General features: G+C 41.0%; 9 protein-coding genes and 1 pseudogene. 3 read left to right on the forward strand and 7 right to left on the reverse strand.

What is annotated here, in order from left to right:
• Positions 1-12: 12 nt before the first annotated feature.
• The 3 genes from ACHWSC_RS02315 to ACHWSC_RS02325 form a co-directional block, all read right to left on the reverse strand.
• Positions 13-2,280 carry a cation:proton antiporter gene (locus ACHWSC_RS02315; protein WP_394675672.1) on the reverse strand — a complete coding sequence of 756 codons (2,268 nt, stop codon included), beginning with the start codon at positions 2,278-2,280 and terminating at the stop codon, positions 13-15.
• A 176-nt stretch (positions 2,281-2,456) separates the two neighbouring features.
• Positions 2,457-3,179, reverse strand: coding sequence for a LytTR family DNA-binding domain-containing protein (locus ACHWSC_RS02320; RefSeq protein ID WP_183043842.1), 723 nt, complete (start codon positions 3,177-3,179; stop codon positions 2,457-2,459).
• Entirely contained in the window at positions 3,169-3,909 is a 741-nt protein-coding gene (locus tag ACHWSC_RS02325) for a histidine kinase (RefSeq protein WP_120332790.1), read from the reverse strand. The genes ACHWSC_RS02320 and ACHWSC_RS02325 overlap by 11 nt, the downstream gene beginning before the upstream one ends.
• 304 nt (positions 3,910-4,213) lie before the next feature.
• On the opposite strand from ACHWSC_RS02325, the gene ACHWSC_RS02330 reads away from it, so the two are divergent.
• Positions 4,214-4,432 (forward strand): hypothetical protein, encoded by a 219-nt coding sequence (locus tag ACHWSC_RS02330; protein ID WP_046672939.1) that lies wholly within the window; start codon positions 4,214-4,216, stop codon positions 4,430-4,432.
• A gap of 120 nt (positions 4,433-4,552) precedes the next feature.
• On the opposite strand, the gene ACHWSC_RS02335 is transcribed toward ACHWSC_RS02330, so the two are convergent.
• On the reverse strand, positions 4,553-5,731 hold the full coding sequence (locus ACHWSC_RS02335; protein WP_394675673.1) for a thiolase family protein: 1,179 nt from the start codon (positions 5,729-5,731) through the stop codon (positions 4,553-4,555).
• A 321-nt stretch (positions 5,732-6,052) separates the two neighbouring features.
• Here ACHWSC_RS02335 and ACHWSC_RS02340 point away from each other — a divergent pair.
• Both ACHWSC_RS02340 and ACHWSC_RS02345 read left to right on the forward strand, forming a co-directional pair.
• A pseudogene (locus tag ACHWSC_RS02340) lies at positions 6,053-7,227 on the forward strand (acyl-CoA dehydrogenase family protein).
• A 30-nt stretch (positions 7,228-7,257) separates the two neighbouring features.
• Positions 7,258-9,369 (forward strand): 3-hydroxyacyl-CoA dehydrogenase NAD-binding domain-containing protein, encoded by a 2,112-nt coding sequence (locus ACHWSC_RS02345; protein ID WP_394675674.1) that lies wholly within the window; start codon positions 7,258-7,260, stop codon positions 9,367-9,369.
• Positions 9,370-9,562: 193 nt separating this feature from the next.
• Here ACHWSC_RS02345 and ACHWSC_RS02350 read toward each other — a convergent pair whose 3' ends face one another.
• From ACHWSC_RS02350 to prpB, 3 genes are all read right to left on the reverse strand, one after another.
• On the reverse strand, positions 9,563-11,014 hold the full coding sequence (locus ACHWSC_RS02350) for a bifunctional 2-methylcitrate dehydratase/aconitate hydratase (protein WP_394675675.1): 1,452 nt from the start codon (positions 11,012-11,014) through the stop codon (positions 9,563-9,565).
• Between the two features lie 123 nt (positions 11,015-11,137).
• Positions 11,138-12,289 carry a 2-methylcitrate synthase gene (prpC, locus tag ACHWSC_RS02355; RefSeq protein WP_394675676.1) on the reverse strand — a complete coding sequence of 384 codons (1,152 nt, stop codon included), beginning with the start codon at positions 12,287-12,289 and terminating at the stop codon, positions 11,138-11,140.
• A gap of 10 nt (positions 12,290-12,299) precedes the next feature.
• Entirely contained in the window at positions 12,300-13,175 is an 876-nt protein-coding gene (prpB, locus tag ACHWSC_RS02360) for a methylisocitrate lyase (protein ID WP_341831900.1), read from the reverse strand.
• Positions 13,176-13,356: the final 181 nt, after the last annotated feature.

Below are 13,356 nucleotides of genomic sequence, written 5' to 3' on the forward strand. Positions count from 1 at the left end.
GGGGCTTTTTATTTATGGTTTGCGATCCGCCATCAACAATGTCGATGGCGTGAAAGGAAGCCAATGTACTTTTTTATTGACAATTTTGTTCCAGCTAGGCAGGCTGATCACCATTAAGTCCTGGTCCTGCCAGGTCTCACTGTTTAACTCTTTTTCAGTTATTGTAAGGTGGTTTGGAACAAGCTGTTCCAATTGTCTCAATTTCTCTTTGAAGCTTTCATTGGTTCTCAGCACTTCATTGAGATCCCAAACTATGATCTGAGCATCTGAATGCTGAATCAGGCGCTGTATCATTTCACATAGAAATTCATCATTTTTCAAAACAACAGGAACGATCACTCGCTTCGCCTTCACAAAGTCTTTATCAATTAAAATGCCTACCATTGCATTCACTTTGGCGTTGATCTGCTGATTTCTGTCAAATGTCGTAAAGGGAGACTCGGCATTTGTAACCGTATGGAATAACTTTTCAGGATTTACAATCCGCGTAGTAAAATCTAAAAATCGTCCCAATAAACTCCCCTCATAAATGGATTCGCTGACACCCAAAAGTAATAAATCCTGATCGCGCTCATTGGAAGTTTGAACAATCTCGCTATCGATATCACTAGAAATTTTAAATACTGTCTGAATAGGCTGTTCGAGTTGCTGAGCGACCTGCTTGATTTCACGAAAACTATCCAGTTCCTGGGTTTCCACCTCATAATGATGTAATTCGTTTGAAGGTTCAATATGTAATGCAGTAATTTCAGCATTCTTTTTCGATTTCAACGTTAACGCATCAGCTAGATACAGTAGCGAAATCCCAGTATTACTTTTCGCAAAAGACAATAGAATCTTAAATTTCGATTTATCCTGGATGTCTTCCTGTAATAAACTCTTCTTTGGTCGATAGAGAAAATTGATGAGATCTAAGGATGGCCCTGTCATAAAGGTGGTCACCAAGGCCATAACGACCATCATCGAAAATAATTCAGCGCTTAAAACGCCAAGATCGTATCCAATATTGAGGACGATAAGTTCCATCAAACCCCGCGTATTCATTAACGCGCCGATACTCAAACTATCTTTCCAGCTTTGACCGACAAAACGCGCCGCCAACGTACTACCTGCAAATTTCCCAATAACCGCGACCAAAATAATACCAATGGTAATCATCCATAACTGAGGATCATTAAGTAGACCGATCTGCGTACGAAGTCCAGTATAGACAAAAAATAAAGGCAATAACAACAAAGTAGAGACATCGTCGATTTTTTCGATAAATGCTGTTCGGAATCGACTTCCTTCGGGCATGATTGCTCCTGCCATAAATGCACCAAAAAGCGCATGGATACCGATAACTTCGGTCGCATAAGCTGACAATAACAGCACAATAAAGAAAATAGCAACAACAGGTTTACTCAAAGCTTCCTTACTCCCTTTTACCTCTCCAACGCGCATCAAAAATGGACGAACAATCTTAATCATAATGAGCACATATGCTACAGCAAGCCCGATTGTATACAATGCACTGGCGAAATCACCGGCCTTGACGATTGCAATTACGACAGCGAGTATACACCATGCCGTAATATCGTCCGCAGCCGCGCAGGTAATCGCCATTGCACCTAGCTTACTTTTTTGCAACCCCCTTTCCTGTATAATTCTAGCAAGTACAGGAAATGCTGTGATACTCATGGAAATACCAATAAACAAGCTATAGGATAGAAACTCTACATTTGTAGGTGGATGGAATAGGTATAAAAAATAAGCCAATGAAATTCCCAACGTAAATGGGATCACAATGCTTGCATGAGAAATGACAACGGCATCATGCGCTTTATTTCGCAGCACATTTAAATCTAGCTCCATTCCAATGATAAACATAAATAAGATTAGCCCAATTTGACTCAAAAACTGCAAATTACTGAGCGATTCTACAGGAAAAAGTGTATGCGAAAATTCCGGAAAATAGAGCCCCAGCAATGATGGTCCCAATATGATACCTGCGAGCATCTCTCCGATTACCACAGGCTGCTTAATCTTAATGCAAATCCATCCCATAATACGTGCCGCGATAATGATCGTCACGATTTGTGCCAATAATATCGCTAGCGGATGCTGCAGACTATGGAATAAAGTTGATGTAAAATCCTTCCAGGCACCTTGACTTGTTTTCTCCCCACGCAGTAGTTCTGGAGCCTCTAGCTGTGCCCCCAAATGAATCACCCAATACATCACCCCAAGTAATGTACCAACTAAAACTACATAGAAAATTGTATTCCTATATTTCCTCATCTTCAATAGCAATTAAAATAAATATAATGACAATAGCATACTAAGTCCCGACCAATATTCTCTAAACAAGGAGGGATAAAATACAGTCTCAACAAAAATATAATTCTGTAAGAGTTTTAGTGCTTTTTAGCTGCTAGGTGGAAGGAAATATGTAATGAAACAAAAAAATTTTGTAATCAACTGAATTTCTCGAAAAACATTTTCTTGTACGATTCCCCCAAATTAAACAAAAGAGGCATATCTTGTTCGTCAAACAAGTTGCTCGTCATTTGATCAGCGGAGAAAAATTTAACGATCTTGGTTGCAATGATCTCTTTTTTATTGATGCGTATAAAGTCATGCTCAGGCAAAATCTCCATCAACTTATCGAAGCTTATATTTTTCAACAAAATGAACGAACCATCAGCCAAATAAACTGTTTTATCGCGGCTGTCTACTTCAGCTATTTGAACATAGTTAATCTGATCGAAATACAATACCGTTTTTCCTTTATTGGTATTAAACTGTGCAAACGAGACAATTTCAGCTTTATTATTGATTATTTGTTCTACTTTCGCAATGGCCTGCTGGAGACGTTGCAGGGATATTGGTTTACGCATGTAATCTACTGCATTAATATCAAAAGCATCGCTCGCATATTGTTTATATGCGGTAGAAAACACAATCGGAAAATCCTTGAGTTCTCTGGCTACATCAAATCCATTAAATTCCGGCATTTCGATATCCAGAATACAAAAATCAAAACTTAGTGAACGGTATTCTCTCAACAATGCTGCTGGTTCATTAAAGGTTTTCACCACCTCTACCCCTGGAATTTGCTCACAGAGCATTTTCAAGAACCTCAAGCTTGGTATTTCATCATCCAGAAGAACACATTTCAAACTTCTTTCAATCCGCATACAATCTGATTTGAAGGTGGGCACTATATACATCATTTTCTACAAACCTGCGCAGTTGATGTCTACCTGGATAGTACAACATGAGCCGCTCTTCCAACGTTTTGCTGCCTATTCCACTTTTGGCCTTTTGTAGGGGCGAACGTTTTGAAATTCGATTGCTCACAATGAGCTCCAGCAAACCATTCTTAAAGGTCAGCATGATAGAAATAAAAGAATCAGGGCCATGGAAATCTGCATGTTTAAATGCGTTTTCAATTAAATCCACAGACATCAAAGGAACCAATGAAGGTGTATTCAACAAGGAACTATTTAGTTCATCAATATCAAACTTAACGCGTATATCAAATAAGGGACTCAGTTTTACCTTATTAATCTCAATGAGATTACGCGCAAACTCAATCTCTGCTTTAGGTGAAACGAGTTCATCTTCACTTTCATACAAAACGTAGTCCAATACCATGGCCAACTTGTCCATGGTATAATAAGTTTGATAGGCATGTGAAAGTATTCCGTTCAATGAATTTTTAAGCAAGTGGGGATTTAATTGGGCCCGATGGAAATCGTCAATCTTCTGATTGTCCATACGATTAAAAAGCTCCTTTTGTCGTTTATTTTCTACCTCAAGTTTTCTATACTTTTGTCTTAACAAGAGGTACAAACCCGATATTAAAGCAACAATTGCCAGCAATAACAGAATGATTATATTCGAGGTCTCAGTCGTCATGTTCATTTCAAACTTACTTAAAATTTCAATACCAATGAAAACGTAGTATTAGAAAATCCAAAATCCACATATAAACTTGTTCGATTACAATAAAATGAAATCCGGCATTTTAAAGGCAATCTAACGACTATAAAATTTCTATATATTTATTACAAAAATTAACAGTTTCATTACAATTTAGTCATTTCAAAGCATTAATTTAAGATTATTATCCTTATATTGAGACTATTGTAATTAGCCGATCAAATGATTGTCTACGCTATTTTGGTTAAACCCGCCTGATTTCTAATCAGGCCTAATATGAAACACTATGGAAAAGCTCATTTTCGAAACTAATGCACAACACCCCAGTCTTGTAGACAAAATCAAACAAGCTGTTGAAAAACTGAATGGCATCCACGAATGGAAGATCGACTTGGATTCTATTTATAATCTGTTAACCATAGAGGGCATTCGACTCAACCCAACGGAAATCGAATCAGAACTGGCGCTCCATGGTGTCGAGGCAAGCCGTCTATATGAGGAGTAGAAGTACGACCTTGTATAAATAAAATAAGTTTCCTGGAAGCTATGTGGTTAAAAACACCCGAATTCAATAAGCGTGAGCTTCTTCCAGATAAAATTAAAGCAATCTTATCTGGAAGAAGCATCAAATCTTTTTAATAATCATTGCAGAGGCACCACCGCCACCATTACATATCGCTGCCAGCCCTACTGATCCCCCCTCCTGTCTTAAGATGCTGCTTAGTGTTACAACAATTCTAGCGCCCGAACATCCCAATGGGTGCCCCAAAGATACCGCTCCTCCATAAACATTTACTTTGTTCATGGGTAAACCCAAAATTTGTGCATTCACTAAAGCTACGACGGAAAAAGCTTCATTATATTCAAAATAATCAATGTCTTCTAGTCTCAATCCCGCTTTTTTTAACACCTTTTCCGTGGCTACACTTGGTGTAGTCGTAAACCATTCCGGAGCCTGTTCAGCATCAGCATAAGCAATAATCTCTGCTAAGGGGACAAGTCCAAGTTCTTCTAATTTCTCGCCAGACATGAGCAGCACCGCAGCAGCCCCATCACTTATTGTCGATGCATTTGCGGCAGTTACAGTCCCCTCTTTTTTAAAGGCAGGCTTAAGCTCGGGTATCTTATCAAAATTGACCTGCGAAAACTCTTCGTCGCGCGAAACGACGACGTCTCCTTTACGACTTTGTATCGTTAGAGGTTGAACCTCGTTTAAAAACTTATTTTTTTGCCAAGCGTCCAGGCTTCTTTTATAGGAACTTATCGCATAACCATCCTGTTCTTCACGGCTAATATGATATTTCTCGGCACACAACTCTGCAAACATTCCCATTGCATCATTCGAATAAGCATCGCTCAAACCATCACGTTGTAAACCATCAACCAGACTCTGAGCTCCAAATTTGGCTCCCCAACGCATACTATTCGTATAATATGGCACCCTACTCATGCTCTCCATCCCACCAGCAATCACTATATCAGCATCTCCCAATAGAATACTTTGCGCAGCAACAGCTATTGCTTTCATTCCACTAGCACATACTTTATTAAGGGTAGTTGCAGCGGTATGATCCGACAAACCTGCTAACCGGGCTACCTGCCGGGCAGGCGCTTGTCCCAAATCAGCTTGCAAAACAGCACCAATAATAATCTCATCCACTATATCGCGGGAAATACCCGCCTCATCAACTACAGCCCCAACAACCTGGGCCGCAAGACTTGGTGCCGAAATAGATGACAAGGCACCACCAAAACTTCCAATTGGTGTGCGTTTCGCTGCAACGATAAATACACTCTTTGACATGATATAAAAAGTTTATAATTGTTCTGCTAAAATTTTGGAGGCTTATCGCTAGCATATCCCCAACAACCCTTCCTAATCTTAAAGATAAAAAATATAACAGATAACCCACAACAAGTTGGTTTTATTTTTTTTTATCAAAACAGAATAAATAGAAAAAAAATAATGCAAAAACTTCCCTACTTAACCAATTGAACGAAAAATAAAGAATAAAAATTTGCAAAAAGCCAAGGCTTTTCGTTAAATTCGTTTAGATAACATCCTACTAGATGGTCATTCAAAAGACCGCCTTACATAAGATAACCAAAAGCAAGATAAACGATTATGCAGACAATCAAGTTTACAGCTGAACATCAGATTTTTCGCGATACACTTCGCGCATTTATTCGAAAAGAAATTACACCTTACGTCGATGATTGGGAAAAACGCGGCGAGATCGACCGAAATGTATGGAAGAAAATGGGTGATATGGGATTGATGGGACTCAATTACCCAGAAGTGTATGGTGGACTAGAGCTTGATTTTTATTATTCCTTGATACTCTGCGAAGAATTATCGTATTGTTTTTCTGGAGGATTTACCATTTCCGCACTTGTCATTCAGTTTATGTCGGCTCCATACCTATTGAAATATGGATCAGAAGATCTGAAAATACGCTATCTTAAACCAGTTATTGCCGGTGATATGGTCAGTGCTGTTGCTATTACTGAACCCGGGGCTGGTTCTGACGTAAAGCAGATCAAAACAACAGCTGTCCGGGATGGCGATTTTTATATTGTCAATGGATCTAAAACATTTATTACCAACGGTTATTACGGTGATTTCTTCATTACAGCAGTCAAAACTGCTTCTGACCAGGGAACAAAGGGTATAAGCTTATTACTTATTGACAGAAATGCAACTGGAGTCTCGTCAAGCAAAATCAATAAATTAGGCTGGCACGCCTCTGATACCGCCGAGCTAGGGTTTAATAACGTACGAGTCCCTATTTCTCATCTCATCGGCATGGAGGGAGAAGGATTTCGCTATTTAATGGATGGACTTCAATTGGAAAGGCTTACCGCAGCTATTCATAGTCTCGCTACCGCAGAATCCGCATTTCAGTATACACTTGATTATATCGCACAACGTGAAGCCTTTGGAAAAAAAATCCAGGAATTTCAAACAATACGGCACCGAATCGCACAAATGGCAGCAGATATCGCTACCACGAAAGCCTTTGTCTACATTGTTGTGACCTCCAGGACCAAAACGAATACGCAGTCCAAGAATGTTCCATAGCGAAGCTACAAGCAAGTGAGCTCGCCGTCAATGTCGTAAACCAATGTCTCCAATTATTTGGTGGTTATGGGTTTACAGAAGATTATAAAATCGCACGTTTATATCGCGATGTCCGTGTCGGCACCATTATCGGGGGAACCTCAGAAATAATGCTTGAAATTATCGCGAAAATGACAATAGATCATGTGACTTATCAATCAGGAAAGTCAAAACAATAGAAAGCTTTTTAAAAATTATCACCAAGTACAATGGATGAAAATAAATCTTATATGACCCACACGCTCTTTCGTGTAGAACAGGATAATCATCACATCATTACAATCCATCCGCTATCGACAGCAGCTCCCGAGCAGTTGGACATTATAGACTATCTCACGCAATTTGTTGATTTGGTTACGTTCATTCTCGAACGGGAAGATACCATAGGTGTCGTATATAGCTGCCCGATTCAAGACAAAGAAATCGAATATACGCAATTATTTGAGCAGTTTTCTTCAAGCCGCTCAAGACCTTCGGACTTATACAAGCTTACATCAAAAGTATTGCATTGGGAAACGTTTAAAAAACCCATTGTATCTATTATTTCAGACAATTGTACAGCTATGGCCCTAGCGACGATGCTATGGTCTAATTGTCGTATCGCCTCCGAAAAACTTCAGTTTGGCTTTCCGGAGAGTAAGTATGGTTTGTTTACAGCTTTTGGTACAACGATCTATTTACCAGCATTGATAGGTACTGAAAATGCCCTAAATCTGCTGACACAAAGCAAACTTCTGAGCAGTGAAGAAGCGTATAAACTTGGGTTAATCAATGAATTGACGCAGAAGCCAAGCGACAGCCTATCATTAGCAATAAACTGGATACTTAATCTACCCAACACCAATGCTGGCCATCACACGAAACAAACTGACGAACTGAAGCCTGAAGCAATTCTTACTATCCAAAAAAAAGCACGCGGTTTGTACCCCGGCACAAACGCAGTTATTGAATTACTAAGAAAAAACCCGTCATCTACAGCGGTTGAAGCTAGTGAGAGAGAAGCAATTTTATACCTGGAAGTCTTAAATCGCCCCGAACCACTCAGCATGGTCCGTACACTTCACTATGCTGTCCAATTGGCAAAATCACCGAATAGAATAAAACATATCGACAACTATAAGTTAAATAAAATAGGTGTACTGGGTGCTGGGATGATGGGCTCGGGGATTGCTTATGAGGCCGCCCGGGCAGGAATAGAAGTTGCTTTAAAAGACGTTACACTTCCCCAAGCCGAACGGGGCAAAGCCTATTCTAGCCAGGTTTGTGAAAAATCATTGGCTTTAGGGGCCATGAGCCCATCACAACGGGAGCAATTGCTTGCACGCATAAAACCAACTGACCAAGTCGATGACCTTAATGGATCTGACTGCATTATAGAAGCTGTATTTGAAGATTTCCACCTAAAGGCTGAGGTTACAAAAGAAAGCCTACCCTATTTAAACGAAAATGGCTTTTTCGCTACAAATACCACTTCATTGCCTATTACTGAGCTTGCTAAAGCAACCAATGATCCTAAAAAATTTATAGGAATGCATTTCTTTTCGCCTGTTGACCGCATGCCCCTTGTCGAAATCATCTGCGGTAAACAAACCGAGCAAAAAACCTTAGAGAAAGCACTTATCACAGCTTTACGCCTCAATAAAATTCCAATAGTCGTGCAGGATGGTCCGGGTTTTTTCACCTCACGTATTTTCTTCAATTATTTACTCGAAGGTATTACAATGGTACTGGAAGGCATCTCACCGACACTGGTCGAAGAGGAAGCGATGGCTGCAGGATTTGCCGTGGGCCCATTGGCAGTATTGGATGAGATATCATTGGAATTGATGCTACACGTTTATGATCAATTACCCGGTCTGCATGCCAGCCAAAAACGTGCATATACCTACCTCAAAGGAATGGTCGATCAGGAACGAAAAGGGAAAAAATCGGGCGCTGGATTTTACGATTATGACGTTGAAACCAAAAAGAAAACCATTTGGAAAAACCCTGTAATTGCATCTGCAAAGGAAAATGTAACACCTTCAATTATCCGGAAACGTTTGTTGCATGTCATGGCATTGGATAGCTATCGATGTCTCGCAGAAGGCGTACTCAACCAACCCATCGATGGCGATATTGGTTCTATTTTAGGTGTAGGGTATGCATCCTATACAGGTGGAGTATTTGGACATATCGACCGTACAACGCTTCCTACTTTCATTGCTGAATGCGAAGACTTTCAGGCCAAAGGTGAGCAATGGGATATACCAGAATCTTTAAGAGAACTGGCAAAAAAGAATTTCAGATTTTATAGTGGTTTTGACTCAAATTGGCGATAGATTAGCCAATCTATGTTCTTTCGTCTAAAGAAGCGTGCATAAGCTGTTTAAGTGCACTAAAGTACAGGTAATCATAAAAAAAACAAAAGGTTGCGACCTTAAAAAGAATATTCGGTGTAGTTTAACGCTGTAATAGAAACGAAAGCAGGGGTGACAAAACAAATAGTTTGATCACCCCGTCCTCTCTATATCATTAGCGTACAAAAAGATCCATCAGCTGCGAGACATCCTGTTCGAGAAAAGTATCGTAGTCCAAAGTAGCTGTAAGTATTTCCTTTTGCTGTTTTTCAGAAAATACCCGAGCAAGATTTGTTTTGTATTTTTCGATTAATTTAGGAATTCCCTCTGCCCTCCTTCTTGGATGGCCTATCGGATATTCAACGACCAATTCAGGCAATATTGTACCGTCAACCAGTTCAATTGTCAAAGCATTTGATATGGCACGTTTCTGTGGGTCGTGATAGTCAGCGGTGAATTGAGCATCTTCCACGCAGGAGATCTTATCGCGCAGTATATCAATTCTTGGATCCGAAGCAATATGATTTTCATAGTCATCAGCCGTCAAACGTCCAAAGATTAGAGGCACAGCAACCATATATTGAATACAGTGATCACGGTCGGCAGGATTATGCAAAGGCCCCTTTTTATCAATAATCCGGATAGCCGCTTCATGTGTACGAATGGTTACACGGGCGATATCTGAACTGCTTTTTCCAAATTCTTTCAGTTGTTGATGAAGTTGCATAGCCGCTTCGGCAGCTGTCTGTGCATGGAATTCTGCGGGAAATGAAATTTTGAAGAGAATATTTTCCATCACATAAGATCCATATCCCCGCTGAAACTTAAATGGATTCCCCTTAAAAGACACATCATAAAATCCCCATATTGGTGCTGTCAAAACAGATGGATAGCCCATTTCTCCAGTTTTTGCGATCAAGGCCAATCGGACAGCACGCGAAGTTGCATCGCCGGCTGCCCATGATTTTCGGCTACCGGTATTTGGCGCATGCCGATAAGTCCGTAGGGCTTGTCCATCAACAAAAGCCAAAGAAACCGCGTTGAGCAGCTCTTCTCTTGTGAGACCAATGAGCCTACCTACGACCGCTGTTGAAGCTACCTTCACCAAGATAACATGGTCTAGCCCCACTTTATTAAACGAGTTCTCAAGTGCTAAGACACCTTGTATCTCATGGGCCATAATCATTGCCTCAAGAACCGTCCTAGCTTTCAGCGGTTTTTGCCCGTTCGCAATATTCGTTCGGCTCAACCAATCTGCCACCGCTAAAATTCCCCCTAGATTATCGGATGGATGTCCCCATTCTGCTGCCAGCCAGGTATCATTAAAATCCAACCATCGAACAATCGTGCCGATATTGAATGCTGCCTGAACGGGATCCAATTGAAAATCTGTACCCGGTACCCGAGCACCGTTCGGCACAATGGTCCCAGCCACAACTGGCCCCAACAATTTGGTGCAGGCAGGATAGGTCAATGCTTCCAAGCCGCAGCCAATGGTGTCAAGAAAACAGTAAAACGCCGTATTCCAAGCGACTTTTTCCTCAATTTTATAATTTAGGACATAGTCCACAATGTCCACTAAAACCTGATCCGGTTGTGGTCTTTCATTTGATATTGTTGAACTCATTCGTTTATTTCGTATAAGACTCTCGTTCTATTTATTAATATAATTCGTTTTTTCCTGCGCTAAATTCTTCCTCAGAGCCCCCTGTTCAAAAAGCACCTTTTAACGCCTTTTCCCGACCCGAATTTACCGTTCGGAAAGAGGTACAAACGGTCTGTCCTCAGGACCAACATAGTTTGCACTCGGCCGGATAATTTTTCCATCTTGACGCTGTTCGAAAACATGCGCTGACCAGCCAGTAATACGCGAGAGAACAAATAATGGCGTAAACATCTCCGTTGGAATGCCCATAATATGATAGGACACCGCAGAATACCAGTCCAGGTTCGGAAACATTTTCTTTTCCTCCCACATGACTTTTTCCAGCCGCTCAGCGATCAGGTAGAGCGTCATGTCTCCTGCTTCTTCCGACAGCTCTCTTGCAACTTGTTTAATCACTTGATTTCTTGGATCCGAGATTGTGTATACAGGGTGGCCAAAACCAATAATGACTTCTTTGTTTGCCAATCGCTTCCGGATATCCGCTTCCGCCTCATCAGCATTTGCATAACGACTCTGAATTTCGAAAGCGACCTCATTAGCTCCGCCATGCTTAGGTCCGCGTAGCGCACCTATTGCGCCAGCGATGCAGGAATACATATCTGATCCTGTACCGGCAATTACCCGAGCTGTAAATGTAGATGCATTAAACTCATGTTCGGCATATAAATTGAGTGAAATCTGCATCGCTCTTACCCAAGAAGACGACGGCGATTTTCCGTGTAGCAGATGCAAAAAATGCCCGCCCAACGTTGCATCTGATGTCTCTACCTGCACCTCACGTCCATGCTGACTAAAATGATACCAGTACAACAGTGCTGAGGCCATCGAAGCCATCAGGCGAGTTGCAATGTCACGGGCACCAGCAATGGGATGACTGTCTTTCTCGGGCGAAACACTGCCGAAAAAAGAAACATAAGTCCGTAAAACATCCATGGCATGTGCCGTCGATGGCAACTGCTTGAGGACCTGTTGAACAGTAATAGGCAGACCACGTTGACTGATCAGCTGACTTTGATAAGTGACAAGCTGTGCCTGTGTTGGTAGACTTCCATAAATAAGTAAATAAGCGACCTCTTCAAAACTTGCCTGATGCGCCAGATCTAAAATATCATAACCCCTATAATGCAGATCATTACCACTTTTTCCGACAGTACTCAAAGCCGTATTACCAGCTGCTACACCAGAGAGTGCTACACTTTTTTTGGGCTTAAAACCTGTGCTGTTTGTCTCTTCCATCTGAATATAATTATTTGTTAAACAATTGATCCAATCGATTTTCATAGGCATAATAATCGATACTTCTGTATAACTCTTCTCTCGTCTGCATGTCGTCGATTACATTAACCTGCCCACCGTCTTCCCGAATGTGACGATAAACATTTGTAGCCGCTTTATTAGCTGCGCGGAAAGCAGAGAGTGGATAAAGAACAATAGAAACATCGGCTTGACGTAGTTCATTCAGGCTAAACAACGGTGTTTGTCCAAATTCGGTGATATTCGCCAAAATAGGAAGACCTGTTGCCGCACTAAATTGAACGTATTGCTCCAAATGATGTACTGCTTCAGCAAAAATAAAGTCCGCTCCAGCTTCTTTATAAGCCACCGCTCTTTCCAAAGCAAGTTCAAGGCCTTCAGAAGCAAGTGCATCCGTACGTGCACCAATGGCAAAATGCTCGTCCGTTCGTGCATCCACGGCCGCCTTTAGGCGGTCAACCATTTCAGATCGAGAGACGAGCTCTTTCCCAGGCCGGTGACCACAACGTTTAGCACCAACCTGATCCTCCATGTGAACTGCCGCCGCGCCCACTTTAATTAAAGACTTTATTGTACGTGCCACATTGAATGCCGAAGGACCGAAGCCAGTATCAATATCCACCAGCAAAGGAAGCTTACACACATTTGTAATGCGATCCACATCAATCAAAACATCCTGAAGTGTTGTAATCCCAAGATCTGGAATTCCAAGTGAACCTGCTGCAACACCACCTCCAGAAAGATAAATAGCTTTAAAACCAGCCTGTTCAGCCAAAAGTGCATGATTAGCATTAATCGCTCCAACAATTTGTAATGGTTTTTCATTCTTGATCGCTTCCTTAAAAAGGAAGCCGGGGGATTTTATCATAATATCGAATTTGAAATTCCAAGCCCTATAGCCTTCTCTAGATGCAGGCTACAGCGACTACTTAAGTTTACTTAGTCTGAAGAACTCATTTTTAGACCCTTCCTCTTAAAGATAGGAATTATCAATGCAATAAAACAAATTATTTTCTACATTCAAGGTAAATCACAGAAGAAAATACGGC

The organism is uncultured Sphingobacterium sp., from assembly GCF_964277905.1.
In the GTDB taxonomy this organism is placed as follows: Bacteria; Bacteroidota; Bacteroidia; order Sphingobacteriales; family Sphingobacteriaceae; genus Sphingobacterium; species Sphingobacterium siyangense.

Coding starts and splice junctions, on each gene's coding strand:
- ACHWSC_RS02315 (WP_394675672.1), bottom strand. CDS start 2,280: ATGAGGAAATATAGGAATACAATTTTCTATGTAGTTTTAGTTGGTACA.
- ACHWSC_RS02320 (WP_183043842.1), bottom strand. CDS start 3,179: ATGCGGATTGAAAGAAGTTTGAAATGTGTTCTTCTGGATGATGAAATA.
- ACHWSC_RS02325 (WP_120332790.1), bottom strand. CDS start 3,909: ATGAACATGACGACTGAGACCTCGAATATAATCATTCTGTTATTGCTG.
- ACHWSC_RS02330 (WP_046672939.1), top strand. CDS start 4,214: ATGGAAAAGCTCATTTTCGAAACTAATGCACAACACCCCAGTCTTGTA.
- ACHWSC_RS02335 (WP_394675673.1), bottom strand. CDS start 5,731: ATGTCAAAGAGTGTATTTATCGTTGCAGCGAAACGCACACCAATTGGA.
- ACHWSC_RS02345 (WP_394675674.1), top strand. CDS start 7,258: ATGGATGAAAATAAATCTTATATGACCCACACGCTCTTTCGTGTAGAA.
- ACHWSC_RS02350 (WP_394675675.1), bottom strand. CDS start 11,014: ATGAGTTCAACAATATCAAATGAAAGACCACAACCGGATCAGGTTTTA.
- prpC (WP_394675676.1), bottom strand. CDS start 12,289: ATGGAAGAGACAAACAGCACAGGTTTTAAGCCCAAAAAAAGTGTAGCA.
- prpB (WP_341831900.1), bottom strand. CDS start 13,175: ATGATAAAATCCCCCGGCTTCCTTTTTAAGGAAGCGATCAAGAATGAA.